The sequence below is a fragment of the Variovorax sp. EBFNA2 genome, assembly GCF_033802765.1.
GTDB lineage: Bacteria > Pseudomonadota > Gammaproteobacteria > Burkholderiales > Burkholderiaceae_C > Variovorax > Variovorax paradoxus_H.
Map to the genome: position 1 here is coordinate 1840584 of NZ_CP138496.1, position 25856 is coordinate 1866439.

Here is a 25856-nt window from a genome sequence, read left to right on the forward strand (position 1 = left end):
CTGACCCCTTCATTCCATCCGCATCCACGAGGACACCATGAGCCAGAACGACGTTGAATTCATCGGCATGATCCAGGGCCAGAAGGTCTCGGAGATCCACGCCGCCAAGGGCCCGGCCCTCGACCGCGACTACGTGCGCGCCTTCGCGCAGGCGCACGAGAACGCCGGCTTCGACCGCGTGCTGGTGCCGCACCATTCCACCAGCCCCGACGCCACGCTCACGGTGGCCTACGCGGCCTCGGTGACCGAGCGCATCCACTTCATGCTCGCGCACCGCCCGGGCTTCGTGGCGCCCACGCTCGCGGCGCGGCAGTTCGCGTCGCTCGACCAGTTCAGCGGCGGCCGGCTCGGCGTGCACTACATCTCGGGCGGCTCCGACGAAGAGCAGCAGCGCGACGGCGACTGGCTCGACCACGACCAACGCTACGCCCGCACCGACGAATACCTCGAGGTGCTGCACAAGGTGTGGACGGCCGAGAAGCCCTTCGACCACGAAGGCGCGCACTACCGCTTCCAGAACGCGTTCTCCGAAGTGAAGCCGCTGCAGACGCGCAACGGCAAGCCGCACGTGCCCGTGTACTTCGGCGGTGCGTCGGAGGCCGCGATTCCGGTCGCGGGCAAGTACGCCGACGTGTACGCGCTGTGGGGCGAATCGCTCGACCAGGCGCGCGAACTCACGACGCGCGTGCGCGCCGAGGCGGCCAAGCACGGGCGCAGCGTGCGCTTCTCGGTGTCGTTCCGGCCGATCCTTGCGGCGACCGAAGACGCCGCATGGGCGCGCGCCGAGAACATCCTGGCGGAGACGAAACGGCTGCGTGTGGTGCAGGGCTACAACCGCGGCGGGCCGCAGCAGAGCGAAGGGGCCAAGCGCCTGCTGGCCGCGGCCGAGAAGGGCTCGCGGCTCGACAAGCGGCTGTGGACGGCGGTCGCGCAAGAGATCGGCGGGCGCTCCAACAGCACCGCGCTGGTCGGCACGCCGGAGCAGGTCGCGGATGCGCTGCTCGACTACTACGACCTGGGCGTGACGACGTTTCTGATTCGCGGCTTCGATCCGTTGGAAGACGCGACGGACTATGGGCGTGAGTTGATTCCGCGCACGCGTGAACTGGTCGCGCAGCGCGCGGCCTCCGTTCGCAAGGCGGCCTGACGTGTCTTTCTCCCTCCCCCTCTGGGGGAGGGCAGGGGTGGGGGCAAGCGGCCTTCACGACACCGCAGCCTTGCAAGCGCCGCTTGCCCCCATCCCAGCCTTCCCCCAGAGGGGGAAGGAGCAAAAACAAAAAACCGAACACGAGGAATCCGATGAGTGCCGTTCTCTCCATCGACCGCCACACCCCCCAACCGCTGAAGCTCCACGCAAACCCACAGCAGAAGCACTGGTTCGACCCCATCCCGCCGCGCCCCACCGTGCAGGCCGAGCGCCGCCACCGGCAGGAGCGCCTCGCCGGCGCCTTCCGCCTGTTCGCGCGCTTCGGCTTCGCGCAGGGCCTGGCCGGTCACATCACGGCGCGCGACCCCGAGCTGACCGACCATTTCTGGGTCAATCCGCTCGGCATCCACTTCTCGCGCATCAAGGTGTCCGACCTGCTGCTGGTCAACGCGAAGGGCGAGACGGTCGTCGGCGACCGGCCGCTCAACAAGGCCGCCTTCGCCATCCACGCCGCGATCCACGAGCACAACCCGAACATCGTGGCCGCCGCCCACACGCACTCGACCTACGGCAAGGCCTGGTCCACGCTGGGCCGCAAGCTCGACACGCTCACGCAAGACGCCTGCGTGTTCCACGACGACGTGGCGCTGTTCGACGACTTCACCGGCATGGTGGTCGACACCAGCGAGGGCGATCGCATCGCCCGCGCGCTGGGCGACAAGAAGGGCGCGATCCTCAAGAACCACGGCATCCTGACGGCGGGCCCCACGGTGGAGGCTGCCGCGTGGTGGTACATCGCGCTGGACAACGCCTGCCACACGCAACTGCTGGCCGAGGCCGCCGGCACGCCGCAGCCGATCGACGAGGCCACCGCGCGCCACACGCACGGCCAGATCGGCGGGCCCGAAGGCGCCATCCATTCCTTCGACAGCCTGTACGAAGGGCTGGTCGAGGCCGAACCCGAACTCCTGCTTTGACGACGATGAACCCCCGGAGCCTTTCCCCGATGAACGCATCCCTTCTTTCCCGCCGCAGCGTGCTGCGCACCGGCGCTGCCGCCGCCGTGGTCGCCTCGGGCGGCCTCATCGCCTCGCAGGCCTTTTCGCAGCAGACGCGCAAGCTCACCTTTGCATGGAACGCCGCCGCGTTCTGCCTCTCGCCCGTGGTGGTGGCGCAGGAGCGCGGCTACTTCGAGCGCAACGGCCTGCAGGTGGACCTCGTCAACTACACAGGCTCGACCGACCAGCTGCTCGAATCGCTCGCCACCGCCAAGGCCGATGCGGCCGTGGGCATGATCCACCGCTGGCTCAAGCCGCTCGAATCGGGCTTCGACGTGAAGATCGTCGGCAGCTCGCACGGCGGCTGCGTGCGCCTCGTGGGCGCCAAGGCCGCGGGCGCCACCAGCCTGGCGAGCCTCAAGGGCAAGATCATCGGCGTGTCGGACATCGCGAGCCCGGGCAAGAACTTCTTCTCGATCCTGCTCGCGAAGAACGGCATCGACGCCGACCGCGACGTCATCTGGCGCCAGTACCCGGCCGACCTGCTCGACATCGCGGTGAAGAAGGGCGAGATCCACGCCATTGCCGACGGCGACCCGAACGTGTACCTCATCGAGAAGCGCAACCAGGGCACCTTCGTCGAGCTCGCGAGCAACCTCTCGGGCGAGTACAAGGACAAGGTCTGCTGCATCGTCGGCGCGCGCGGCGAGCTGGTGCGCAAGGACAAGGCGACCGTCGCGTCGCTGGTGCGTGCCATTGCGCAGGCCTCCGACTTCGTGGCCGAGAACCCGAACGAGTCGGCCAAGCTCTTCGCCAAGTACTCGCCCAAGGTGCCGGTCGAAGACCTGCGCGCGCTGCTGGGCACGCTCACGCACAACCACCATCCGCTGGGCAAGAACCTGCGCAACGAGGTGGAGTTCTATGCGCGCGATTTCCGCAGCGTCGGCGTGCTCAAGAAGACCACCGACCCGGCGCGCTTCGCCGAGCACGTGTCTTTCGATCCGCTGGCATGAGCGCCGTCATTGATCGGGTGCTGGAGGCACCACCGCAGGCGCCAGGAAACTGGCGCCGCCCCGGCATCGAAAAGGCCGCGCCAGCCTCCGTGTTCGCGCGCCCCGCCGAAGGCTTCTGGCGGACCGGCGCGCTCGCGAGCGCGGGCTGGGTTGCGCTGGGCCTGCTCACCATCTATTGGCCCAACAAGGCCGTGGGCTTCAGCGACTGGGCCTACACCGACGAGTTCGGCATCGCCGCCCTCGCCATCGGTGCGGCGCTGCTGCTCGTGGCGCTGCTCGGCACGCGCGCGGGCCGCGTGGCGCGCGCGCTGCGGCCGGCCGGGCCGTGGCTGGTCGCGCTGCCGGTGCTGTTCGCCCTCTGGGAGATCGCCACGGCCAAGCTCGCGCTGCTGCCCACGCCGTTCTTCGCGCCGCCGCAGAGCCTCATCGAAACCTACATCGACGACTGGCGCCGCCTCGGCGAAAGCCTGGCGCATTCGGCGCGGCTGCTTGCCCACGGCTTCGTGCTGGGCGCGCTCGCGGGATTTCTCACGGGCGTGACCATCGGCTGGTCGCGCATCGCGGGCTACTGGGTGCATCCGGTGCTGCGCTTCGTGGGGCCGGTGCCGGCCTCGGCGCTGCTGCCGCTGGCGTTCTTCTTCTTTCCGTCGAGCTATGCGGCGGCTGTGTTCCTCATCGCGCTGGCCACGGGCTTTCCGGTGGCGGTGCTGACGTGGTCCGGCGTGGCCGGCGTCAATCGCAACTACTACGACGTGGCGCGCACCATGGGCGCGAGCGAACGCTTCCTGGTGCTGCGCGTGGCGATTCCCGCCGCGCTGCCGCAGGTGTTCGTGGGCCTGTTCATGGGGCTCGGTGCCGCGTTCTCGGTGCTGGTGACGGCGGAGATGATGGGCGTGAAGGCCGGGCTGGGCTTCTACCTGTCATGGGCGCAGGGCTGGGCTTCGTATTCGAACATGTACGCGGCGCTGATCGTGATGGCACTGCTGTGCTCGGGCCTGATCACGCTGCTGTTCAAGGTGCGCGACCGCGTGCTGTCGTGGCAGAAGGGGACCGTCAAATGGTAGCCGCCGCTGAAGCCGATGTGCGCCAGGCCGGCGCGCAGATCGACATCCACGGCGTGAGCCACTGGTTCGACGTGCCGGCGGGTCCGCTGCAGGTGCTCGACGACATCGACCTGCGCGTGAAGCCCGGCGAGTTCGTCGCGCTGCTCGGGCCGAGCGGCTGCGGCAAGTCGACGCTGCTGCGTCTCGTGGCCGGACTGGAGTCCGCCACGGCCGGGCACATCACGCAAGACGGCGTGCCCATCACGCGGCCCGACCCGTCGCGCATCGTCGTCTTTCAAGACCCGACGCTCTACCCCTGGCGCAGCGTGTGGGACAACGTGGCGCTCGGCCTGCAGGCGCGCGGTGTGCTCAAGGCGCAGCGCGGGCGCGTCGACGAGGCGCTGAAGCTCGTCGGCCTCACGGAGTTCGCGAAAGCCTTTCCGCACCAGCTCTCGGGCGGCATGGCGCAGCGCGTGGCGCTGGCGCGCGCGCTCGTCAACGACCCGCAGCTGCTGGTGCTCGACGAGCCGCTGGGCAAGCTCGACTCGCTCACGCGCATCGCGATGCAGAGCGAGCTGGTCAACCTGTGGCAGCGCGCGGGCTTCTCGGCGCTGCTGGTGACGCACGACGTGGAAGAAGCGCTGTTCCTCGCCAACCGCGTGATCGTGCTGAGCGACCGGCCCGCGCGCATCGCGGCCGAACTCGTGGTTGACCTGCCGTACCCGCGGCATCGCGGCCATGCGCGGCTGGCAGAACTGCGCCACGAAGCGCTGCGCCACCTGGGGCTCGACGCCACCTGGTGACATGAACAGCAAGCCCGAGGCCGATTGGCTCAACCTGCTGATCGGCCTGCTCCAGGGCGCTCAACTGCAGCTGCTGCGTGTGCTCGATGCGCTCGGCCTCGTACGCCATGTGCACGGCCAGCCGGCGTGGCCGTGGGCGCACCGGCTGTCGGGCGAGAACCTGCTGATCGACCTGGGGCAGGCGCGCAGCCTCGCGTGGACGCTGGTGTGTGTCGGCGTGGCGCTGTTGCTGCTGGTGATCGCGCTGCTCTGGCGGCGCCCGCGTTGGTATTTGCTCGCGCTGGTGCCGATGCTGCTGATCGCCGCGCCGTGGCCGCACGCGAACGTCGTGCTGGTGCCTGCGACGCCGACGAGTTTCCAGGCGTCGCCGACCGGCTTCAAGGCCGCGTCCATCGCGCAGGGGCGCGTGCTCTACGCGCAGCACTGCGTGAGCTGCCACGGCACCGATGGCAAGGGCGAGGGGCCCCTCGCGGCTTCGCTCGCCGTGTGGCCACCGAACCTCACGGGCCCGCTGCTGTGGCGTCGCGCCGATGGCGACCTGCTCTGGCGCGTGCTTCACGGCACGGCCACCATGCCCGGCTTCGGCGGTGCGCTCGACGCGGCTGATGCGTGGGCGCTCATCGATTACATGAAGGCGCAGGGCGCGGGCCAGAGCCTGCGCGCGCTGGGCCACTGGCCGCAGCCCGTCGGCCTGCCCGACATGGCGGTGCGCTGCGGCGCACAGGCGCCCCGGTCGCTCGCGCACTGGCGCGGACAGCGCGTGCGCGTCGTGGCGGGCGCTGTCGCGCCGAGCGAAGACCCGCGCCTGGTGACGGTGCAACTGCTGCCGCCTGCGTCGATTGCAGCAGGTGTCACGTCCGATTGCGTCGCCGATTCACCGGCCGCGTGGGAGGCACTGGCACTCATCGCGGGCACCGACCAACTGGCGGGCATGCAGCTCATCGCCGACCGCGATGGCTGGTTGCGCGTGCGCGGCCAGCCGGGACAGGCCGGCTGGTCCGACGACGACCTGCTGTGCCGCAGCGACAGCCCGCCGGCTGCCTCGGCGAAGGGGGCCGTGCTGCCGCTCGACGGCCTGGGCGCGCTCATCGCCCGCATGGACGCCGAGCCGGTGCGCTTCGTCAAGGGCGGCTTCATCCACTGATTTCCTTTTTTCATCGCTTTCTACAGAGAACCAACCATGACCTCGCACCTCGACCGATCACGCCGCCAACTTCTTGCCGGCGGCCTTGCCGCCGCCACGACCGCCACCTTGCCCGCCTTCGTGCGCGCGCAGGGCCGCCCGGTGCTCAAGGCCGGCGACCAGAAGGGCGGGCTGCGTGCGCTGCTCGAAGCGGCGGGCGGGCTCGGAGGGCTCGGCTACGACATCCAGTGGTCGGAGTTCCCGGCCGCCGCGCCGCTGGCCGAAGCGCTCAACGCGGGCGCGGTCGATTCGGGCCCCATCGGCGACGCGCCGCTGATCTTCGCGCTCGCGGCCGGCACGCGCGTCAAGGCCATCGGTGCGAACCGCTCGGATGCCTACGGCACGGCGGTGCTGGTGCGGCCCGATTCACCGCTGAAGACCGCTGCCGAACTCAAGGGCAAGAGCATCGCCACCAACCGCGGCTCCATCGGCCACTACGTCACGCTCAAGGCGATCACCGCGGCGGGGCTGAAGCCCGAGGACGTGAACCTGCGTTTCCTCGCACCGGCCGATGCCAAGCTTGCGCTCACGCAAGGCTCGGTCGACGCGTGGGCCACGTGGGAGCCCTACACCGCGCTGGCCGAAATCAGCCGCCACGCGCGCGTGCTGGTCAGCGGACGCGGCCTGCTGCCGGGGCTGAGCTACCTCGCGGCGACCGATGCCGCCATTGCCGCGAAGCGACCGGTGCTGCAGGACTTTCTGCAGCGCGTGGTGAAGGCGCAGCGCTGGTCGTACCGCAACGTCGATGCGTTTTCGGCCACGCTCGCACGCATCATCGGCATTCCGCCCGAGGCGGCGAAGCTGCAGTTCGAGCGCCGCCAGCAGCAGTGGATCGCCATCGACGCGCAGGTCATCGCCGACCAGCAGGGCACGGCCGATTTCTACCGGCAGGTGGGGCTCATCAAGCAGCCGCTCGACGTGAAGGGCACGTTCGACACGGGCTTCGGTACGGCGGCCTAGAAGCGTCGTTCAAGCGCCTGCACGCGAAAGTCCTGCGGCGCGATGCCGTAGGCGCGGCGGAAGGCGCGGCTGAAATCCGAGGCGCTGCCAAAGCCCGCGCCGTAGGCGACGTCGGTCACCAGCACGTGCGGGTAGCGCGCGAGGTCGCTCGCCGCCTGACGCAGCCGCAGGCCGCGGATGTAGCTGCCCAGCCCGCCCTCGTGCTGGAACATGCGGTACAGCGTGGGGCGCGGCAGCTGCAGCGCGGCCAGCACACTCTCGGGCGTGAGGTCGGCGCGGTGCAGGTGGGTCTGCACATGGCGGCGCACCTGGTCGAACATGGCCGCGCGTGCCGCCGCGCGCGCGTTGCCTTCGAAGCCGGCCTGCTTGCCGAAGGCCGACACCGCCAGCTGCGCACCCGTGCGCACCGCACTCTGGGCCGCCGCGGGCGTCATGCCGCCGATGTGGCGCGCCAGCGAGATCGCGTGCGCGGCCGCCAGCCGCGCCGCCGGCGTGGTGCAGGCGAGCATGCGGCCGTGCAGGGCCTCGGGATCGGGGAAGGTTTCCTGCACCAGCGCGCCCGGCACGAAGAAGGTGTGAACCCGGCAGTCGCTGCGCCGCAGGCGCACCGGCTGGTTCATGTCCAGCGCGAGGAGGGTGACCGTGCCCGCAGGCGGCTCGCCCTTGCGCAGGGCACGGGGCGCGGCGCGCACCCGCACGTCGTCCATGCGGCCGTGCTCGAACACATGGAAGGCGAAGTCGCGCACGCTGTCGGTCGACACGCGCGCCAGCGAGCGCTCCATCACCAGCGCGTCGGCGCGGCATTCGGTGAAGACGAGGCCGCCCACGTCGTAGCGGTCGATCGCGGCGTTGAAGGGGCGATCGAGCACGTCGCGCGAGGGCAGGGCGTCCATCACGTGGCCGACGCGCGCGCGCCAGGCCAGGAACTGCCGGTCAGGCGGTTCCGCGCGCACATCGAAGTGGCTGTGCGCCACGCCCGGGGGAGAGAGGGGGCGTTCGGGGGCCGTGGCGGCGGGGTGTGTCATGGGCGGGGTCGACGCGGCACCAGGGGGAAGAAGGGGGCCGTTTCCGCCAAATAGTACGAATTAGGCGTTAAAAAATCACAGATTTTGCGGAATTTTCCCAAGAACTGAGACGGATGGTCAAGGCTGTTTACAAAGCGACCTCAGGCTCGCGACAGGCGTCCTTGCATGGCATTTCCATTGCGTCGGGGCGTCAGATTCCCTTTTTCCCCTGAGTGTTGACCCACCGAGCGAGCATTGACATGTCCAAAGGAAGCGCCGAGCTGCGTGCCATGTCGGCACTGGACGACGGGCCGCCCCTGAGCCCGGCGGTGGCCGCGAACGCCGCCGCGCGGCTCTTTGCACAAGCCAACCAACTGCAGCTGGCCAACCTGATGGCGGCGGTCGAACGCGGCGATGTGTGGGTCGCTGCGCGCACGGCGCGGCAGATTCTTTGCGACATCGAGGACGCTGCGCTGGAAGCCCATGGGCTCGACGGGGCGCGCGAAGCGCCCTGCGACGAAGGCCTGCTCTCGCCACGCGAACTCAAGGTGCTGGAACTCGTGGCCCAGGGCTGGAGCAACCGCCGCGTGGCCGAGGCGCTGCACCGCTCCGACAGCACCGTCGCCAGCCAGATCAAGAGCATCTACCGCAAGCTGTCGGTCCATTCGCGCACGCAGGCCGTGCACGAGGCCACGCAGCGCGGGCTGCTGCGGCCGTCGGGCGCGGCGCAGCGGCGGGTGATCAGGTTTCCGGTGGCGGGGCCTGTTCGCAACTGACCGCGGCACGGGCGCCCGGCGCCGGCAACTGCGCGCGCAGGTACGCCAGGAAGGTGCGCACCACCTCCGGCAGCGTGCGGTCGGCCAGCGTCTGCAGTTCGACCGATCGCCCGCGCATGCCGGGCTCGCGGATCTCGGCGGCCACCAGGTCGCCGCGCTGCAGCCGGTCGCGCACCGTGATCTCGCCCGTGATGCCCAGGCCGCCGTCCTGCAGCACGAAGTGGGCGATGGCCTCGAAGCGGTTGCTGACCAGCACGGGGTCGAACACGAGGCCGCGGTTGCTGCAGCCCACGTCGAACAGCTGGCGCACCGTGTTCTCGGGGCTGCTGAGTGCGATGGGAAAGGGAAGCATCTGCGCCAGCGTGACGCTGCGCGACTTCGCCAGCGCATGGTCGGGCCGCATGATCGCGAACACCGAGGCCGGCTGGCGATGCTCGACCCGGATGCCGCGCACCGCCGCGCGGCTGTAGGTGAGGCCGATGTCGGCCTCGCCGAGCAGCACGGCATCGCTCACCTGCGACGGGCCGGTGGCATCGAGCCGAAAGCGCACGCCCGGGTACTGCGCGCGGAACGCCGCGATGGTGCGCGGCAGGAACTCGTTGGCGAAGCCCGAGGAACAGGCGATGCGTACGCGCCCGCTCAGCGGCCCCTGCAGCGCCTGGATGTCCGACAGCACGCGCTCGGCCTCCAGCGCGCCGCGCAGGGCATGCGCCGCCAGCAACTCGCCGGCGGCACTGGGCACCATGCCGCGCGGACGGCGCTCGAACAGCGGCACGCCCATCCAGGATTCGAGCGTGGCCACCTGGCGGCTCACGGCCGAGATGCTGACGTTCAGCCGCGTGGCCGCCTCGGTGAGCGAGCCGGTGCGGGCCACTTCGAGGAAGTAGCGCAGCGAGGTTTCCTGGAGGCGATGGCTGGGCATGGACGGGGGAGCGGGGCGGCGCGAGGTTTGCGTCAAACGCAAAGGTAGCTCAAGAAAATAGCAATTGTTGAAAAGGTGCGCGCTTTTTATGCTGCGCAGACACCCGTTCTCCGTCCTGCTCCTTCTGCGCCGCCATCCATGTCCACCCCTTCTCCTCGCTTTCCCCGCCGCCTGATGGCGCTGGTGCCCACGGCCTTCCTGCTCATGGGCCACGGCCTCGCGCAGTCGGCCGAACTCTCGCCGGCCCTGGCCGAGCGCCATGCGCAGGGCACCTACCGCGAGTACTTCGAGCTGCTGGCCCTGCCCAACGACGCCACCGTGCCGGAAGACATCCGCAAGAACGTCGACTGGCTCGAGCAGGCCTTCCGCAAGCGCGGCTTCACGACGAAGCAGCTGCCCAACAGCGGCAAGCCGATGCTCTTCGCCGAGTTCCCGGGCAGCGACCCCGCGCGCAAGACGGTGCTGTTCTACATGCACCTCGACGGCCAGCCGGTCATTCCGGCGCAGTGGGCGCAGAAGAGCCCGTGGACGCCCGTGCTCAAGCGCAAGACCGAGAAGGGCGAGTGGGAAGAGATCGACGCGGCCCCGCTCTTCAGCGGCCCGCTCGACCCCGAGTGGCGCGTGTTCGGCCGGGCCTCGGCCGACGACAAGGGCCCGATCATGATGCTGCTCGCGGCCATCGATGCGCTCAAGGCCGGCGGCGGCCAGCCGGCGGTCAACGTGAAGGTGATCCTCGACAGCGAGGAAGAAAAGGGCTCGCCGTCGATCAGCCAGGTCATGCAGGCGCACCGCGAGCTGCTGCGCAGCGACGCCATCGTGATCCACGACGGCCCCATGCACGCGACCAACCGGCCCACGCTGGTGTTCGGCAACCGCGGCGCGGCCGATGCGCGGCTCACCGTGTACGGCGCCAAGGTGCCGCTGCACAGCGGGCACTACGGCAACTACGCGCCCAACCCGGCCCAGCGCCTCGCCAGCCTCCTGGCCACGATGAAGGACGACACCGGCCGCGTGACCGTGCCGGGCTATTACGACCGCGTGAAGATCGGCGAGGCCGACCGCAAGATCATGGCCGCCGTGCCCGACGACGAGGCCGCGCTCAAGCGGCGCCTGGGCATCGCGCGCACCGACAAGGTCGGCGCCAACTACCAGGAGGCGATGCAGTACCCCTCGCTGAACGTGCGCGGCATGGCCTCGGCGGCCGTGGGCGACAAGGTGGCGAACATCGTCCCCGACAAGGCCGAAGCCGAGATGGACCTGCGCACCACGCCCGACTCCGACGCGCCGTACCTGGGCAAGCTCATCGAGGCGCACATCGTCAAGCAGGGCTACCACCTCGTGAAGGGCGCGCCGACCGACGAGGAGCGCGCCCGCTACGACAAGATCGCGAGCTTCAGCTACCGCAGCGAAGGCGCCGACGCGGCGGGCTCGCCGATCAATTCACCGATCGGCCAGTGGGCGTACAAGGCGCTGACCGACACCTTCGGCACCTCGCCCGAGCCGGTGCGCATCCGCATGATGGGCGGCACCGTGCCGACCGCGGAAATCGTGCGCGTGCTGCAGGTGCCGTTCGCGATCATTCCGCTGGTGAACGCCGACAACAACCAGCACGCGGCCAACGAGAACCTGCGCATGGGCAACTACGTGACCGGCGTGCAGACGGTGTACGCGCTGATGACGCACGGGTTCTGAGCCCGCACGAGCCCCGTGTCGCTCAAGCCCCTTTGCGGGGCTTCTGCGCCTGTTCGCACTTCTCCTGGATCAGCTCGCGCTGGTCCAGCGTCGCGCCGAAGCGCACCGCGCTCAGGCAGCCGCCCCACACGCAGCCCGTGTCGGTCGACAGCAGATCGGGCCGCGAGAGCCAGCCCAGCGTCGACCAGTGGCCGAAGGCGACGGTGGCCGCGGCGGTCTTGCGACCCGGCACGTCGAACCACGGCAGGAAGCCCTCGGGGCCGGGAATCGCGCCGTCCTTGCTCTCGAACTCCATCACGCCCTCGGGCGTGCAAAAGCGCAGGCGCGTCAGCGCATTGACGATCACGCGCAGCCGCGCATGGCCCGTGAGTGCGTCGTCCCAGTGGTCGGGCGTGTTGCCGTACATCTCGTGCAGGAAGTCGCCCAATGCGGGGCCGCGCAGCACCGACTCGACCTCCGACGCCAGCGCCAGCGTTTCGCCCACCGTCCACTGCGGCAGCACGCCGGCGTGCACCATGAGCAGGTCGCCGCCGCCCACCTGCATGTGCAGCGCCATGTGCTGCTGGCGCAGCCAGTCGAGCATCGCCTCGCTGTCGGGCGCGGCCAGCAGGTCGGCCACCGTGTCCTTGCGGCCGCCCTTGCGCACGCCATGCGCCACGCCCAGCAGGTGCAGGTCGTGGTTGCCCAGCAGGCACAACGCCGCCGCGCCGTAGCCCTGCAGGCGGCGCAGCACCGCGGCCGAATCGGGGCCCCGGTTCACCAGGTCGCCGAGCACCACGAGGGTGTCGCGGCTGGGGGAGAAATCGATCTTGTCGAGCAGTCGGCCCAGGGGGGCATCGCAGCCCTGGACGTCGCCGATACAGTAAAGTGACATTCCCTCATTTTCCCCCTCTGTTCATGGATGTCTTCCTGCTGGCCTTGCTGACCACCCTCAATGCGGTGTTCGCAATGTCCGAAATGGCCCTTTCCACCAGCCGCCGCGCACGCCTCGCGGCCCTGGCCGAAACGGGGGACACCGGCGCCGAGGCGGCGCTGAAGTTGATGGAATCGCCCACGCAATTCCTCTCGACGGTGCAGATCGGCATCACGTCCATCGGCATGCTCAGCGGCATCGTCGGCGAGGCCGCCTTCGCGGGGCCGCTCGCGGTGTGGATGGAAAGCGTCGGCATGGGCGCCGCCTCCGCCAGCATCGTGTCGACCGCGCTGGTGGTGACCTGCATCACCTTCTTCACCATCATCTTCGGCGAGCTGGTGCCCAAGCGCATCGGCCAGCTGTACCCCGAACCCGTGGCGCGCTTCGTGGCGCGCCCCATGCGCGGGCTGGCCAAGGGCGCCAAGCCTTTCGTGTGGCTGCTGGCCGGCGCCACCGCCACCACGCTGAAGCTGTTGCGCATCGACGCCAACGCCGCGCGCTCGGTCACTGAAGAAGAGATTTCGGCCAGCCTCGAAGAAGGCGTGGACGCGGGCGTCATCGAGCATCACGAGCACCAGATGGTGCGCAACGTGTTCCACCTGGACGACCGCCGCCTGTCGTCGCTCATGATCCCGCGCGCCGACATCGAATGGCTCGACGCCTCCAACAGCGTCGCGCAGGCGCTGCAGAAGGTGGCCGACGCCGCGGCGCTCAACCTCGTGCATTCGTGGTACCCCGTGTGCCGCAACTCGCTGGACGACGTGGTCGGCGTGATCAGCGTGGCGCACCTGCTGCGCCTGGGCTCCGCGCACGAGGGCGTGCTGGGCCAGGAGGCCACGCCCGCCGTGTTCGTGCCCGAGACGCTCACCGGCATGGAGCTGCTCGAACAGTTCCGCACGCGCGCCGGCCGGCTGGTGTTCGTGGTCGACGAGTACGGCGTGGTGCAGGGCCTCATGACACCGCGCGACCTGCTCGAAGCCATCACCGGCGAGCTGCAGCCCGGCATGCAGGCCGACGCCTGGGCCCACCAGCGCGCCGACGGCGTGTGGGAGCTCGACGGCCTCATGCCCGTGTCGGAACTGCGCGCGCGCCTGGGCATCCGCGAGCTGCCCGACGAAGAGCGCGGCCGCTACAACACCGTGGCCGGCCTGCTGATGTCCGTGTCGGGCCACCTGCCCGCTGTGGGCGAGCACATCGATTGCGCGGGCTGGTGCTTCGAGATTGTGGCGCTCGAAGGGCGCCGCATCGACCGCATCCTGGCCTCGCCGGACCCGGCCGCGCCACAAGAAGACTGAAGAGGAGGGCGCGGCCATGCTGTCGCTGCTTGCACTGAGTTGTCCCCAATGCTCGGCGCCGTTGCCGCGCGCGGCGCGCTGGCGCACCGTCCACTGCGGCTACTGCGGCGCCACCATCACGCGCGGCACCGAAACCGTCGAGCGCGAGAGCTTTCGCGCCGCCTGGCGGCGCGCCAATGCGTCGCAGCTCACGGACACCGGCCGCCTCCTGCAATGGCGCGGCGCGCACTACCGCGTGCTCGCCCCGCTGGGCCACGGCGAGCACAGCGACGTGCTGCTCGCCGAACGGCTCGGCGCCGTGCCCGAGCGCGTGACGATCAAGCTTGCGCGTGACGCGGCCGGCGACGCCGTGCTGGCACGCGAGGCCGCCGTGCTGCAGGCGCTGCAAGCCCTGTCGGTGGCCGGTGCGGCTTACTTCACGCGGCGGCTGCCGCAGCCGCTGGGCCTGGGCGTGGCGCAAGGCCTCGGCGACGGCGAGCGTCAGGCGCTCGTGCTGCGGCACCCGACCGGTTTCTGGGGCAGCCTGCAAGAGGTGCAGCAGGCGAATAGCCCGCAAGGCATCGACGCGCGCCATGCCGTCTGGCTCTGGCGGCGCATGCTCGAGGTGCTGGCCTTCGTGCACGGCGCCGGCTGGACGCACCGCGCGCTCACGCCCGCTCATGCGCTCGTGCATCCGCGCGACCACGGCGTGCTGCTCATCGGCTGGTCGCAGGCGCGGCAAGATGTGTCGGGCGGCGCCATCGGGCGCGACCTGATGGCGTCGGCGCGCAGCGTGGGCGCGTTGTTGTCCGATGGCGCCACGCCTGCACCGCTCGCCGCCTTGCTGCGCGAATGCAGCGACGACGCCATCGCCTGCGAACGCCTGGGCGCGCAGGGCATCGAGCAGGCGCTGTCGGCCGCTTCGCGCGAGGCCTTCGGGCCGCCGCGTTTTGTTCATTTCGACCCCGCGCCGGTTCGCTAACGGCCCGCCAGCCTTTCACTTTTTCCCGCACGAAGGAGCACCCCCATGGGTTACGGAAATTATTCGCACGCCGCGCACGCGGCCATCGTGGCCGACCGCGCCGCCAAGTCCGGCAGCGAAGTCTTCACGCAGACCGCCACGCACATGCTCATGAACCCGCAGGGGCTCAAGGTGCGCGAGTCGCGCGACAACGCCGACCACCCGAACTCGCTGGGCATCGTGTTCGCACTCGACGTCACCGGCTCGATGGGCGACATCCCGCAGACCCTGGCGCGCCGCGAGCTGCCCACCTTCATGAAGCTCTTGACCGACTGTGGCGTGGCCGACCCCCAGCTGCTGTTCATGGCCATCGGCGACGCCACCTCCGACCAGGCACCGCTGCAGGTGGGCCAGTTCGAATCGACCGCCAACCTCATGGACCAGTGGCTCACCTGGAGCTACCTCGAAGGCGGCGGCGGGGGCAGCGGCGAAGAAAGCTACGAGCTGGCCTTCTACGTCATGGCGCAGCACACCGACATGGACTGCTGGGTCAAGCGCAAGAAGCGCGGCTACCTGTTCGTCACCGGCGACGAGCTGCCGTACCCGGCCGTGTCGCGCCACCAGGTCGAAGGGCTCATCGGCGAGAAGCTCGACGAGGACATTCCCATCGAGGAAGTCATCGCCGCCGCGGCCGAGACCACGCACCTGTTCTTCCTGATTCCCGATGCGCAACGCCGCCGCCGGTGCGAGCCGCGCTGGCGCGAACTGCTCGGCGACCACGTGATCTGCATGGACTCGCCCGACGACGCCTGCGCGGTCGCCGCCGGCATCGTCGCGCTCACCGAAAAGGCCGTGCCCAACCTTGACGCACTGGCCGGCGTGATGGGCGCCACCGGCATGGCCAAGGAGCGCGTCGGCGGCGTGCTGCACGCGCTCGACGGCTACGCCGCGCTGCTCGACCCGACCGCACCGCGCCGCGCCACGCCCGTCGCGGGCAACGGCGCGCGCAGTTCGTGGTGGAAGCGGCTCTTCGGCTGACCGCTTGCCATTGACTTCCACGCGCTACGTCTCGCTGCTCGGCCTCGGCTTCGGCGACTGCGGCAAGGGCCGCTTCACCGATTTTTTGTGCGGCGCCTGGGGTGCGCACACCGTCGTGCGCTTCAACGGTGGCGCGCAGGCCGGCCACAACGTGGTGCTGGCCGACGGCCGCCACCACACCTTCGCTCAGTTCGGCGCGGGCAGTTTTCACGCTGGCGTGGCGACCGTGCTGGCGAGCCCGGTGGTGGTGCACCCGACCGCGTTGCGCGTCGAGGCCGAGGTGCTGCAGCGCACGGGCGTGCCTGACGCGTTCGCGCGCTTGTTCATCGATGCGCGCTGCCGCGTGACCACGCCGTTCCACCAGGCCACCGGCCGTCTGCGCGAATGGGCGCGGGGCGCAGCGGCGCACGGCAGTTGCGGCGTCGGCGTGGGCGAGACCGTGCGCCAAGCGCTGGCAGTGCCCGAAACGACGCTGCACTACGGCGATCTGGTTCACGCGACGCGCACGCTCGACAAGCTCGAAGCCGTGCGCCTCGCGCTGCACCGCGAGTTCGCGGACGCGGCGGCTTCGTCGGCCGATGCCGCGCACGAGCTGGCCGCGCTCGCCGACGCCTCGCTCGCCCAGCGCTGGCTCGACGCTGTGCAGCCCTGCCTGCGCCAGTCGCCTCCTGCAAGTGCCGACGCCATCGGCGAACGGCTCGTGCTGCCCGGCACCGTGCTCTTCGAAGGCGCGCAGGGCGTGCTGCTCGATGAGTGGCGCGGCTTTCATCCGCACACCACCTGGAGCACCGTCTCCACCGCCGCCGTCGAGGCCGTGCTGCGCGACGTGGGCATCGCGGCGCCCGTGCAGCACCTGGGCGTGCTGCGCAGCCACCTCACGCGGCACGGTGCTGGCCCGCTGCCCACGCACGACCATAGGCTCGATGCGCGGCTGGCCGAGCCGCACAACGCCGACGAGGGTTGGCAGGGTGCGTTCCGACGCGGCCACCCCGACGCCGTGCTGCTGCGCTACGCGCTCGCCGCCGCCGGACCGCTCGACGGGCTGCTCGCGAGCCACCTCGATGCGGTTGCGCACGCCGACCTGCGGTGGTGCGCCGGCTACCGCGGCGCCGACGGCCGCACGCTGTCGTCGCTGCCGCTGAGCGACGCGCCCGACCTCGACCACCAGCACGCACTGACCCGTCTGCTGGAAGGCGCGCAGCCCCTGTACGAACCGAACCCTGTCGCCAGCGCGGCAGATTGGGTCCGGCGTGCGGAAGCCCTCAGCGGCCTGCCCGTGCGTTTCGGTGCGTTCGGTCCGGTGCGCGAGGCTGTCCGTGCGCGCGACCTGCTGTGTTGACCTGACAAGAAAGCCTGCGTGACCCCCAACCTCTTCCTGATCGCCGGCGCCGTGCTGAGCGCCATTGCCGCGCTGCTGCACCTCTGCATCATCTTCGGCGGCCCGGCCTGGTACCGCTTCTTCGGCGCCGGCGAGCGCATGGCCGCGAGCGCGGAGGCCGGCCATCTGTACCCCGTGGCCGTGACGTTGGTGATTGCCGGCATGCTGGGTGTGTGGGCCGCCTACGCGCTCGCGGGCGCCGGGGTGCTGCAGCCGTTGCCCTCGCAGGCCCTGGTGCTGCCCGCCATCACCGCCGTGTACCTGTTGCGCGGACTCGTCGCTGTCGCGATGTGGCTGTTCGACCGGCGACGCCTCAACGCCTTCTGGGTGTGGAGCTCGCTCGTGTGCTTCGTGTACGGCGTGGTGCACCTCGTCGGGCTCGTGCAGGTCTGGGACACGCTCTGACGGCCGGGCCGCTGCGGTACTCAAGCAGAATCAGAATCGAAAAGCTTCTCTCCGTTTTCTTCCTCCCACGATCGATCCCATGACCACTCCCGAAGACATCTACACCGAACCCCCGGCCGACCCCGACACGCTCGCCAACCTCGGCCCGTTGCGGCCGATGGCCGGCATCTGGGAGGGCATGAAGGGCGTCGACGTCAAGCCGAAGAAAGAGGGCCCGAAGACGCAGGTGTATGTCGAGCACTACGAACTGCAGCCCATCGACGCGCAGACCAACGGCCCGCAGCTGCTGTACGGTCTGCGCTACCACACCTACATCCACAAGCCCGGCCTCACGAAGATGTACCACGACCAGGTCGGCTACTGGCTGTGGGAGCCGGCCACCGGCACCGTGTTCCACACGCTGGCCATTCCGCGCGGACAGGTGGCCATGGCCAGCGGGCGCGTGAACCCCGGCGACACGCAGTTCACGCTCAGCGCCGAGCACGGCAGCCTGGTGAACGGCATCGTGTCGAACCCGTTCATCGAGCGCGCGTTCACCACGCTGGCGTGGAACATCACGGTGAAGATCAACCCCGACGGCACCTGGTCGTACGACCAGGACACCGTGATGCAGATCCAGGGCCAGGCCGAGCCTTTCCATCACACCGACCGCAACACCCTCACGCGCGTCGGCGAGCCGGGGCTCAATCCGCTGGCGAAGATGGCGGGCTGACGCAGGTCAGTCTGCAGGTGGCTTCGGCGTGCGCAGGCGCCGCAGCCGCACGGTGAGTTCCTTCACCAGCTGAAGCTCCCCGCGCCGCTGCGCCACCTCCAGTGCTTGCGCGAACGAGGCCTCGGCCTTCGCGGCGTCGCCGAGCGCCAGCGCGAGCAGGCCCTGCAGCCGCCACGCGGCCGTGAAGTCGGGGTCGAAGGCGAGCGCCTTCTCCACATGCATCAGCGCCGTGGGCGCGTCATCACGCCGGTGGTGCGCCAGCGCCAGGCTCATGCGAAGCAGGGCGCTGTCACGGCCCGCGGCCAGCAGGCGCTCGAGCGCCTCGGGTGACGGGCCGGGCGGGGTGGTGGCGGTGTTCATGGCGTTCGACCTTCGTTGAGGGACTTTGACCGCCGACCGGCGGGCGCATCAATATCAAAGAATAATCTTTGATATTTAATGCCGCAGGCGCCCCGATGAATCTCCCTACCTCCGTCTGGCTGTTCCAGTCCCTTCACGCGCTGGGCATGGCGCTGTGGCTTTCGATTGCCGTGCGCAACAACTGGCACGGCTTTGCGGGCTCGGCGTTCGCGGTCGGCGGCACGATGTCGATGGCGCCGTTGCACGACGAACCCGCCATCGAGACGCCCTTGCTGACACGTGCGATCCGATCAGTGGCGCTGCATCGCACGGCGCTGGGTGTGGTGCTGGCGTTGCAACTCGGCGCGGCGCTGGCGTTCTGGGCGGGCAGTGCCGCGCTGGTCGTCGGCGGCGACCTGGCCGTCGCGCGGCCGTGGCTCAACCTGGGGCTGGCCGGCTTTGCCGCATTCCTCCTCGCGATGCACCTGGGTGGCCTGTGGTTCGGCTACTGGATTCGGCAAGAAGGCTTGCAGCTCACGCACCTCGTGCTGATGCTGTGGGTGCTGGCGGCGTTCTTCCTGTTCAACATGCCATGGCACTGAAGCCGCCGAAAACACCGTCCTTGTCCTACGCGGCAGGGGAGGCCACCCCCACAGCCCGTGCGACGGCCAGCCCCCACCATCGGTGCCCATGAACAGAGTGATTCTTGCGTTCCTGGGTGTGGTTGCCTGCGCAGCGGCTGTCGTGGCCATTGCGGAGCCCATCAAAGTGCCGATCGACAGCGACGAGAAGGGCACGGCCTACATAACGCCCAACGTGGACTCCACCGAAACCTCGGCCCGCACCAACGGCGCCACCGTCGGCGTGCAGCGCCCGGACGGCAGCGCCCTCGAAGCTGGCACCGACACCTCGGGCAAGCGGCCCACCTATTCGGTGGGCGCCAAGACCGGGGGCGACGTCTCCTTCTCGGGCGGCGCGCATTCGGACGGCAAGGCCAACACCGGCGTGAAGGCCGGCATCACCATCAAGTACTGATCTTCAGTGCGGGCTCAGACCATCGTCGCGTAGACGATGAAGCCTTCGTGCTTCGCGACCTTGTCGTAGAGCATCCGTCCCGCCGCATTGGTCGTGTGCGTCTGCCAGTACACGCGGTGTGCGCCCGCGCGCCGCACCTCGTCGTACACACCCTGGATGAGATGACGGCCCACGCCCCGGCCGCGTTCGGACGATTGCGTGAACAAATCTTGCAGGTAGCAGTTGGGCTCGATGCGCGTCGTGCTGCGGTGGAACAGGTAATGCACCAGCCCTACCAGCTGCCCGTCGCGCTCGGCCACCAGCGCATGCACCGGCTCGTACGCATCGAAGAAGCGCTGCCACGTGACCTGCGTGATCGCGTCGGGCAGGGCCGTGGGGCCCTCGCGGCCGTAGAAGGCGTTGTAGCCGTCCCAGAGCGGCTTCCAGGCGGCGAAGTCGTCGGGTGTCGGTGGGCGGATCACGAGCGCGGGCGAGGTCATGGGGTGAGCGGAGCCTTTCCGTTGGAAACGAGGGAGTCGCGCGCCGCGATGGCGGCGGCGGTGGTGCCGCACGGCGGCAGCGCCACCGGCACGGCAGCGGGCAGGGGCTCGGGCACCGGCCCCATCGACTTCTCAAGGAAGTCGAGCATCGCGCGCATCGCCGCGCTGTTGTGGCGGCGCTGCGAGTAGGCGGCGTACAGCCAGTGCTCGTGCGGCATGTGGTCGCGCAGCACCGGCACCAGCGCGCCGCGCTCCAGGTGCGACTGCGCCAGTGGCTCGGGCACATAGGCCACGCCCACGCCGCGCAGCGCCAGCTCGATCAACGCGACCGCGTCGTTGGCCTCCATGCGGCTGTGCACCGCCACCTCGTGCGGCTGGCCGTCGGTTTCGAAAGGCAGGCTCGTCGTGGGCATCGGCGAATAGCTCAGCACGTCGTGCCGGGCCATGTCCTCGGGCACCTGCGGAATGCCGCGCTGCGCCCAGTACGCGGGCGACGCGCACACCACCATGTCGAAGCGCACCAGCCGGCGCACGATCAGGTTCATGTCGTCGATGCGCCCGCCCGTCAGGTGGATGTCGATGCCGGCCTCGATCAGGTCGATGTCGTGGTTGGTGAAATTCAGGCTCACGTACACGTCGGGGTAGAGCTTGATGAACTCCGCGATCACGTCCGACAGCCAGCCTGCAATCAGCCCGTGCGGCGCGCTCATGCGCAGGCGCCCGCGCGGGTGCGAGCCGTGCGCCTGCAGGTCGTTGAGCGTGTTCTCGGCCATCGTCACCAGCTCGGTGCTGCGCTCCAGCAGCACCTCGCCTGCGTCGGTGAGGCTCAGGGAGCGGGTCGAGCGGTTGAGCAGGCGCACGCCGCTGCGCGATTCGAGCTCGGCCACATAGCGGCTGACCGTCGCCTTGGACATGCCCAGCGACAGGGCCGCGCGGGAAAAGCTGCGCCGGAACGCGACTTCGCGGAACGTTTTGATGAGATCGAGACCATCCATAGATCGGCCCATTGTTCCAGCATCGGGGGAGGGGGCACGGGTCGTAGGGGCATCCCGGTTTTGCGCTGTGAATCGGGCGGAGGTGCGTGGTGCCGCAACACGTGAACGACACGGACGATGTGTACCCGACGCGCACCGAACTCGGGGCGCTTGTGCGGCTCGTCAATGAAGAGCTGCAGCGGCGCATCGAAACGGCCGAGGTCACGCTTCAGTCGCTGCGTGCAGCTGTGAACGATGCCTAGCCGGGCTGGCCGGTAGGGCGCTCGCCGCTGTCCGTCGGTCGCTGCTGTTGCACCGTCGCCGAGATGCCGTAGAGCGCCAGCATGCCGAGCACGTGCCCGATCGCGACGCCCGGCTCACCCGATTCGATCCGCGCGATCGTCTGGACGTGAACGCCCAGGCGCGTGGCAGCGGCAGACTGGCCCTCGCCAGTCGTTGTGCGCGCCAGCTTGGCGGCAGCACCGAATGCCTTGATCGCTTGGATCGCGTCGTCTCCGATGTCGGAAGATATTCGTTTTCCTTGGGCCATGGGGTGATTGTCTCTGGTTGCAGGTGGGTACGATCGACACCGGTCTGAGCCGCCAGCCTATAGCGGCCGCAGCCGAGCGTTCCATCGCAGTCTCCAATCTCGAGTCTCTGACGCATTCCCAACCATGAACCTGGTCAGCCTGTCAGCCCTTGCCCCTGAGGATGTCCACGCGATCTGGCGCCTTGCTGCATCACCCGGCGCAGGCGTTCAAGGCACCGCAGCCTGGTCGTTCGAAGGCAATGGCATTCGCACGCGCACGACGTTCCTGAAGGCATTCCACGAACTGAACCTGTCCGTCATCGAGCTGCCGAATCTTCTGAAGACAAGCGAACGGGCTTGCGATCTCGCGGGCTATCTCGACCCTTTCTATGACATCTATGTCATCCGGGAATCGAGCCACGAGCGCCTCGCGGAGTTTGCGGCCTCGTCTCGCAGACCCGTAGTCAACGCGATGTCGAACGCCGGCCATCCATGCGAAGTTCTTACCGACGCCTACTTCGTCGAAACAACCATAGGTCCGATCCAGAAGGTGCGCATCTGCCTCTGGGGGCCGCCGACCAACGTGTTTCGTTCATGGCACGAGCTGGCCGGCGTGATGGGCTTTACGCTGGTTCATGTCTGCCATGAGAGCTTCCACGAGACCATCCCCAACGTAGCCTTTTCGTCGTCTTCCTCAGAAGCAGCGGAGGTGGTCATCACCGATGGCTGGCCTCGGGACACGGAGCAGTTGAGCCGTCCGCTGTCCGTTGAAGATCTGACTCGGATGGGCAACCCCGTGCTGTTGCCGACGCCACCGTTCACTGTCGGTGGTGAACTTTCGGTGGACCCTTGTCGCTATCCGCACTTCGCCGGCTACGAGCAGAAGAAGCTCCTCTTGCCGGTGCAAAGAGCGGTGCTTCAACATCTGCTTGCAACCTGAATCGACCGGGGCCGGTCGGTCGAGTGCTGGACGGAATAGAGTCGAAAAAAAAACCTGAACAGCCTATGAGCGAGGACGTCATCTCCCTCAGTCGATCGCTTGTCGACGACGCATGGAACCACCCCGACAAGTGGGAAGCGAACCTTGCCTCTGCGCAAGCGATGCTCTCGAAGGTTCTTGTCGAATCTCCTGACAATGTCCTTGCCCTGACATGCTTGGGCGCAGTGCTTTCCGATCAAGGCAAGCACGAAGAGGCTGCATCCGCTCTGAAGCGTGCGATCGAACTCGGCTCCACCGACCGGAACACTTTCTTCAACCTCGGCGTGGCAACGATGAACTTCGGCTCGCGCGCGAAAGCCATGTCTGCATTCCGTGGGGCCGAAGGGCTCCAGGCTTCGCCGCTGTCGTGGACGGCATACTTTGATGCGCAGGCCCATTGAACAGCGCATTCGAGCGGCCCGAAGCGGACGGTCGTGAACGCCAGTGGCGGTACCGTCATGCCATGAATTCGACCGAGAACAACCGCGCGTTGACTGGCTCTGAACGCGTGCTCGCTCGCTGGATGCTGGAGAACGGCCTTCCCGAGGCTCGTGCATTTCTGGCGCAGCTGGAGGAGGCGAAAGTGACCCCGTGGCGGTGTCCCTGCGGCTGTGCAAGCATCAATCTGCAGATCAAGGGCCATCCCCCTGCGCCCCCGGGCGTGCACATCCTCGGAGACTTTCTCTGCGGTCCTGTGGACGCACCGGCAGGGGCATTCATCTTCGAGAGCGAAGGCCTGCTCAGTGGGATCGAGGTCTATTCGTTGGCCACCGATGCACCTTCGGTGCTGCCTCACCCTCCGCTGCGCCCGTTTGGCCAGGGGAGATGAGGCCACTACCATTCGCAACGTACTTGCGCACACAGCGACTGTTTCGCTCAAGGCGACAGCGCCGCACCCTCCAACCCCGAGCACGGAGACCCGCATGAGAACGCTGAAAATCATGGAGCACATCTCGCTGGACGGCGTGATCCAGACCTCTGGCGAAGACGCTTTCCCTTACGCGGACTGGACCGCTCCTTATCGCAGCCCTGCCGGCCGGGATGAAGTGCTCGCCGCGCATGGCGGGCGCTTCGATCTGCTGCTCGGCCGCCGCACCTACGACTTGTGGTCGGGCTATTGGCCCAAGGCACCGAGCGGCGCGATGGCAGACGGCCTGAATGCAGCGACCAAGTATGTCGTGACCCACCGTCCGGAAAGTCTGGCGTGGGGCCCGTTCGAAAGCCTGGGGCCGGACATCGTCGAGGGCGTTCGCCGCATCAAGTCGCAGGCTGGCCCGAACCTGATTCTCTGGGGCAGCTCCACGCTGACATCGACGCTGCTCGAACACGGTCTTGTGGATGAAGTCTTGCTGGTCGTTTATCCGGTTCTGCTGGGCGCTGGAAAGCGCTTCTTCGCACAGGGAACGCCGCCACGCGCCTTCGAGCTCGTCAGCACGAAAGCAATGCCGTCCGGCATCCTCGTCAGTGCCTACAAGGTCTCCGGCGCTTTGAAGGCTGGGTAGTCGGGCAGCCCGACATCGCGAGCGAAATTCGGCGTCACGCCAGACCCATCTGCCCCGTCCAAACGCCTCATGAACACCTCCAACCTTCCCGCCGCCCGCGCCTACGCACTCAGCATGCACGGCGCGCAAATGTACGGAACGCACCCGTATGCGCACCACTTGGATGCCGTTGCGCTGACCCTTCTGCCGTACGGTGAAGAGGCGCAGGTCATCGGGTACCTGCACGATGTGGTTGAAGACACGGACGCGACAGTCGATGAGGTACGCCTGCGCTTCGGCGACCTGGTGGCTGCGTGCGTCGCACTCCTCACGGACGAACCCGGCGCGAACCGGAAGGAGCGCAAAGCGAAGACCTACGCGAAGCTGGCCAAAGTGACCGGCGCGGAGGAACTGGCGCTGGTGGTGAAGGTGGCGGACCGCCTCTCGAACGTCCGAGCCTGTGTGGCCGATGCCAACCGCGACCTGTGGAGCGTCTATCGCGGTGAGCATGAGGTGTTCAAGGCCGCCGCATTTCGGGCGGGCCTCTGCGATGAACTCTGGTCTGAACTCGACGGGCTGCTGAGCGATGACAAGCGGCCACTTCTGACCACTCGCTCCACTCATCCACAAGGAACACCTTGATCCACCGCATCCGCACGGTCCTCGTGGCCTGCACTTTGAGCGCCGCGGCATTGACCGCCTCCGCGCAGGTAAAAATCGGCTTCATCGGCACGCTCTCCGGCCCGGGGGGCGCGTTCGGGCAGGAACAGTACGACGGCTTCATGCTGGCGGTCGAGCAACGCCAAGGCATGCTCGGCGGCGCCCCCGTGACGGTCTTCAAGGAAGACGACCAGCACAACCCCGAACTCGGAGCGCAGCTGGTGCAGCGCCTGATCGAGACGGACAAGGTCAGCTTCATCACCGGCGTGACCTTCTCCGACGTGATGATGGCGATGGCCAAGCCAATGGCCCGAGCGGGCATGCTGTTCGTCGGCTCGAATGCCGGTCCGGCGCCGATTGCCGGCAAGCAGTGCAACAACAAGTTCGTCTTCGCCTCGTACCAGGACGAGTACCAGGCCGGGATCGTGGGGCGGTACGCGGTCGACAAGGGCTACTGGAAGACGCTGTTCGTGGCGCCCGACAACGCGTCGGGCAAGGACCAGCTGCGGGGCTTCAAGCGCTACTACTCGGGCGAGGTGGTCAGCGAAATCTACGTCAAACCCGAGCAGACCGACTACGCGGCAGCGCTGGCGCAGATCAAGCGCGTCGCGCCCGACGCGGTGGTCGCCTTCCTGCCGGGCAACATGGGCGTGAACTTCATCCAGCAGATGAACCGCTCGGGTCTGCTGAGCAAGTTGCCCTTGTTGACGGTCGGCACGGTCGATGGCACGACGCTGCCGCTGCTCAAGGATGCCGCGCTCCATGTGCTGACCGGCGCGGTCTGGGGCCCCGACCTGCCGAGCCCGACGAGCAAGGCGTTCGTTGCCGCTTTTGAAAAGAAGCACGGGCGCATCCCCTCGCAGTACGCCGCGCAAGGTTTCGACGCGGCGCTCCTGATCGACCGCGCGTTGAAGGAGACCAAGGGCTCGGTCGCCGATCGCGGTGCCTTGCGCAACGCACTCAACGAGGCCGACTTTTCGTCGGTGCGCAGTGGCTTCAAGTTTCTGCGCAACGGTTTCCCGGTTCAGGACGGGCACATCTTCATTGTCGCGAAAGACGCGCAGGGCCGCGCGTCGCTCAAGCGGATCGCCACGCCGCTGGAGGCGAATCCGGATGGGTACTGGAACGAGTGCCGGTAGCGGGCCGGCAGAGGGGGAC

At 68.6% G+C, this 25856-nt stretch carries 31 protein-coding genes; 24 read left to right on the plus strand and 7 right to left on the minus strand.

Annotated elements, in window-relative coordinates; genetic code table 11:
* The first annotated feature begins 37 nt into the window (after positions 1–37).
* The 7 genes from RZE79_RS08415 to RZE79_RS08445 all read left to right on the plus strand — a co-directional run bounded on the left by RZE79_RS08415 (position 38) and on the right by RZE79_RS08445 (position 7147).
* Complete coding sequence (locus RZE79_RS08415; protein ID WP_319359877.1) at positions 38–1147, plus strand: LLM class flavin-dependent oxidoreductase; 1110 nt, start codon at positions 38–40, stop codon at positions 1145–1147.
* A gap of 152 nt (positions 1148–1299) precedes the next feature.
* Positions 1300–2124 (plus strand): class II aldolase/adducin family protein, encoded by an 825-nt coding sequence (locus RZE79_RS08420; RefSeq protein WP_319359878.1) that lies wholly within the window; start codon positions 1300–1302, stop codon positions 2122–2124.
* A 29-nt stretch (positions 2125–2153) separates the two neighbouring features.
* On the plus strand, positions 2154–3158 hold the full coding sequence (locus RZE79_RS08425) for an ABC transporter substrate-binding protein (RefSeq protein WP_319359879.1): 1005 nt from the start codon (positions 2154–2156) through the stop codon (positions 3156–3158).
* A complete protein-coding gene (locus tag RZE79_RS08430) occupies positions 3155–4222 on the plus strand; it encodes an ABC transporter permease subunit (RefSeq protein WP_319359880.1) in 1068 nt (355 codons plus the stop codon). The genes RZE79_RS08425 and RZE79_RS08430 overlap by 4 nt, the downstream gene beginning before the upstream one ends.
* Positions 4216–5004 carry an ABC transporter ATP-binding protein gene (locus RZE79_RS08435; protein ID WP_319359881.1) on the plus strand — a complete coding sequence of 263 codons (789 nt, stop codon included), beginning with the start codon at positions 4216–4218 and terminating at the stop codon, positions 5002–5004. The genes RZE79_RS08430 and RZE79_RS08435 overlap by 7 nt, the downstream gene beginning before the upstream one ends.
* A 1-nt stretch (position 5005) precedes the next feature.
* Positions 5006–6148 (plus strand): cytochrome c, encoded by a 1143-nt coding sequence (locus RZE79_RS08440; protein WP_319361125.1) that lies wholly within the window; start codon positions 5006–5008, stop codon positions 6146–6148.
* Between the two features lie 36 nt (positions 6149–6184).
* The gene (locus tag RZE79_RS08445) at positions 6185–7147 is read left to right on the plus strand and encodes an ABC transporter substrate-binding protein (RefSeq protein WP_319359882.1); all 963 of its coding nucleotides are present in this window, start codon (positions 6185–6187) and stop codon (positions 7145–7147) included.
* On the opposite strand, the gene RZE79_RS08450 is transcribed toward RZE79_RS08445, so the two are convergent.
* Positions 7144–8172 carry a helix-turn-helix transcriptional regulator gene (locus tag RZE79_RS08450; RefSeq protein WP_319359883.1) on the minus strand — a complete coding sequence of 343 codons (1029 nt, stop codon included), beginning with the start codon at positions 8170–8172 and terminating at the stop codon, positions 7144–7146. The genes RZE79_RS08445 and RZE79_RS08450 overlap by 4 nt on opposite strands.
* Positions 8173–8411: 239 nt before the next feature.
* On the opposite strand from RZE79_RS08450, the gene RZE79_RS08455 reads away from it, so the two are divergent.
* Positions 8412–8927 carry a response regulator transcription factor gene (locus RZE79_RS08455; RefSeq protein WP_319359884.1) on the plus strand — a complete coding sequence of 172 codons (516 nt, stop codon included), beginning with the start codon at positions 8412–8414 and terminating at the stop codon, positions 8925–8927.
* Here the strand turns inward: RZE79_RS08455 and RZE79_RS08460 are convergent.
* Positions 8893–9849 (minus strand): LysR family transcriptional regulator, encoded by a 957-nt coding sequence (locus RZE79_RS08460; protein WP_319359885.1) that lies wholly within the window; start codon positions 9847–9849, stop codon positions 8893–8895. The two genes, RZE79_RS08455 and RZE79_RS08460, sit on opposite strands and share 35 nt — an antisense overlap.
* 138 nt (positions 9850–9987) lie before the next feature.
* On the opposite strand from RZE79_RS08460, the gene RZE79_RS08465 reads away from it, so the two are divergent.
* Positions 9988–11541, plus strand: a complete 1554-nt coding sequence (locus RZE79_RS08465) for a M20/M25/M40 family metallo-hydrolase (protein ID WP_319359887.1) — start codon at positions 9988–9990, stop codon at positions 11539–11541.
* A gap of 22 nt (positions 11542–11563) precedes the next feature.
* On the opposite strand, the gene RZE79_RS08470 is transcribed toward RZE79_RS08465, so the two are convergent.
* Positions 11564–12415, minus strand: coding sequence for a symmetrical bis(5'-nucleosyl)-tetraphosphatase (locus RZE79_RS08470; protein ID WP_319359889.1), 852 nt, complete (start codon positions 12413–12415; stop codon positions 11564–11566).
* Positions 12416–12438: 23 nt separating this feature from the next.
* On the opposite strand from RZE79_RS08470, the gene RZE79_RS08475 reads away from it, so the two are divergent.
* The 6 genes from RZE79_RS08475 to RZE79_RS08500 all read left to right on the plus strand — a co-directional run bounded on the left by RZE79_RS08475 (position 12439) and on the right by RZE79_RS08500 (position 18222).
* The gene (locus RZE79_RS08475; protein WP_319359891.1) at positions 12439–13749 is read left to right on the plus strand and encodes a hemolysin family protein; all 1311 of its coding nucleotides are present in this window, start codon (positions 12439–12441) and stop codon (positions 13747–13749) included.
* Positions 13750–13765: 16 nt separating this feature from the next.
* A complete protein-coding gene (locus RZE79_RS08480; RefSeq protein ID WP_319359893.1) occupies positions 13766–14710 on the plus strand; it encodes a protein kinase family protein in 945 nt (314 codons plus the stop codon).
* Between the two features lie 45 nt (positions 14711–14755).
* The gene (locus RZE79_RS08485; protein ID WP_319359896.1) at positions 14756–15727 is read left to right on the plus strand and encodes a VWA domain-containing protein; all 972 of its coding nucleotides are present in this window, start codon (positions 14756–14758) and stop codon (positions 15725–15727) included.
* Between the two features lie 4 nt (positions 15728–15731).
* Positions 15732–17066: an adenylosuccinate synthetase gene (locus RZE79_RS08490; RefSeq protein WP_319359899.1), complete on the plus strand. Its 1335-nt coding sequence runs from the start codon at positions 15732–15734 to the stop codon at positions 17064–17066.
* 18 nt (positions 17067–17084) lie between these two features.
* Positions 17085–17510: a hypothetical protein gene (locus RZE79_RS08495; RefSeq protein ID WP_319359901.1), complete on the plus strand. Its 426-nt coding sequence runs from the start codon at positions 17085–17087 to the stop codon at positions 17508–17510.
* 79 nt (positions 17511–17589) lie between these two features.
* Entirely contained in the window at positions 17590–18222 is a 633-nt protein-coding gene (locus RZE79_RS08500; RefSeq protein WP_319359904.1) for a heme-binding beta-barrel domain-containing protein, read from the plus strand.
* Positions 18223–18228: 6 nt separating this feature from the next.
* Here the strand turns inward: RZE79_RS08500 and RZE79_RS08505 are convergent, their stop codons facing one another.
* Positions 18229–18582 carry a hypothetical protein gene (locus RZE79_RS08505; RefSeq protein WP_319359906.1) on the minus strand — a complete coding sequence of 118 codons (354 nt, stop codon included), beginning with the start codon at positions 18580–18582 and terminating at the stop codon, positions 18229–18231.
* Between the two features lie 95 nt (positions 18583–18677).
* Between RZE79_RS08505 and RZE79_RS08510 the strand changes: the two genes are divergently transcribed.
* Positions 18678–19163 (plus strand): DUF2165 family protein, encoded by a 486-nt coding sequence (locus RZE79_RS08510; RefSeq protein WP_319359908.1) that lies wholly within the window; start codon positions 18678–18680, stop codon positions 19161–19163.
* Between the two features lie 88 nt (positions 19164–19251).
* Positions 19252–19596 carry a hypothetical protein gene (locus RZE79_RS08515; RefSeq protein ID WP_319359910.1) on the plus strand — a complete coding sequence of 115 codons (345 nt, stop codon included), beginning with the start codon at positions 19252–19254 and terminating at the stop codon, positions 19594–19596.
* A gap of 14 nt (positions 19597–19610) precedes the next feature.
* On the opposite strand, the gene RZE79_RS08520 is transcribed toward RZE79_RS08515, so the two are convergent.
* Positions 19611–20075 (minus strand): GNAT family N-acetyltransferase, encoded by a 465-nt coding sequence (locus RZE79_RS08520; RefSeq protein ID WP_319359912.1) that lies wholly within the window; start codon positions 20073–20075, stop codon positions 19611–19613.
* Complete coding sequence (locus RZE79_RS08525; RefSeq protein ID WP_319359914.1) at positions 20072–21070, minus strand: LysR family transcriptional regulator; 999 nt, start codon at positions 21068–21070, stop codon at positions 20072–20074. The genes RZE79_RS08520 and RZE79_RS08525 overlap by 4 nt, the downstream gene beginning before the upstream one ends.
* A gap of 101 nt (positions 21071–21171) precedes the next feature.
* On the opposite strand from RZE79_RS08525, the gene RZE79_RS08530 reads away from it, so the two are divergent.
* Entirely contained in the window at positions 21172–21312 is a 141-nt protein-coding gene (locus RZE79_RS08530) for a hypothetical protein (RefSeq protein WP_319359916.1), read from the plus strand.
* On the opposite strand, the gene RZE79_RS08535 is transcribed toward RZE79_RS08530, so the two are convergent.
* Positions 21309–21599 carry a helix-turn-helix transcriptional regulator gene (locus RZE79_RS08535; protein ID WP_319359918.1) on the minus strand — a complete coding sequence of 97 codons (291 nt, stop codon included), beginning with the start codon at positions 21597–21599 and terminating at the stop codon, positions 21309–21311. The two genes, RZE79_RS08530 and RZE79_RS08535, sit on opposite strands and share 4 nt — an antisense overlap.
* 124 nt (positions 21600–21723) lie before the next feature.
* Here RZE79_RS08535 and RZE79_RS08540 point away from each other — a divergent pair, with 124 nt between their 5' ends.
* The 6 genes from RZE79_RS08540 to RZE79_RS08565 all read left to right on the plus strand — a co-directional run bounded on the left by RZE79_RS08540 (position 21724) and on the right by RZE79_RS08565 (position 25837).
* A complete protein-coding gene (locus tag RZE79_RS08540; RefSeq protein ID WP_319359920.1) occupies positions 21724–22518 on the plus strand; it encodes an ornithine carbamoyltransferase in 795 nt (264 codons plus the stop codon).
* Positions 22519–22583: 65 nt separating this feature from the next.
* Entirely contained in the window at positions 22584–22958 is a 375-nt protein-coding gene (locus RZE79_RS08545) for a tetratricopeptide repeat protein (protein ID WP_319359922.1), read from the plus strand.
* Positions 22959–23020: 62 nt separating this feature from the next.
* The gene (locus RZE79_RS08550; protein ID WP_319359924.1) at positions 23021–23386 is read left to right on the plus strand and encodes a hypothetical protein; all 366 of its coding nucleotides are present in this window, start codon (positions 23021–23023) and stop codon (positions 23384–23386) included.
* Positions 23387–23480: 94 nt separating this feature from the next.
* Complete coding sequence (locus RZE79_RS08555) at positions 23481–24059, plus strand: dihydrofolate reductase family protein (RefSeq protein WP_319359927.1); 579 nt, start codon at positions 23481–23483, stop codon at positions 24057–24059.
* Positions 24060–24128: 69 nt separating this feature from the next.
* The gene (locus RZE79_RS08560; protein WP_319359929.1) at positions 24129–24680 is read left to right on the plus strand and encodes an HD domain-containing protein; all 552 of its coding nucleotides are present in this window, start codon (positions 24129–24131) and stop codon (positions 24678–24680) included.
* Positions 24677–25837, plus strand: a complete 1161-nt coding sequence (locus tag RZE79_RS08565; protein WP_319359930.1) for an ABC transporter substrate-binding protein — start codon at positions 24677–24679, stop codon at positions 25835–25837. The genes RZE79_RS08560 and RZE79_RS08565 overlap by 4 nt, the downstream gene beginning before the upstream one ends.
* The last annotated feature ends 19 nt before the right edge of the window (positions 25838–25856 follow it).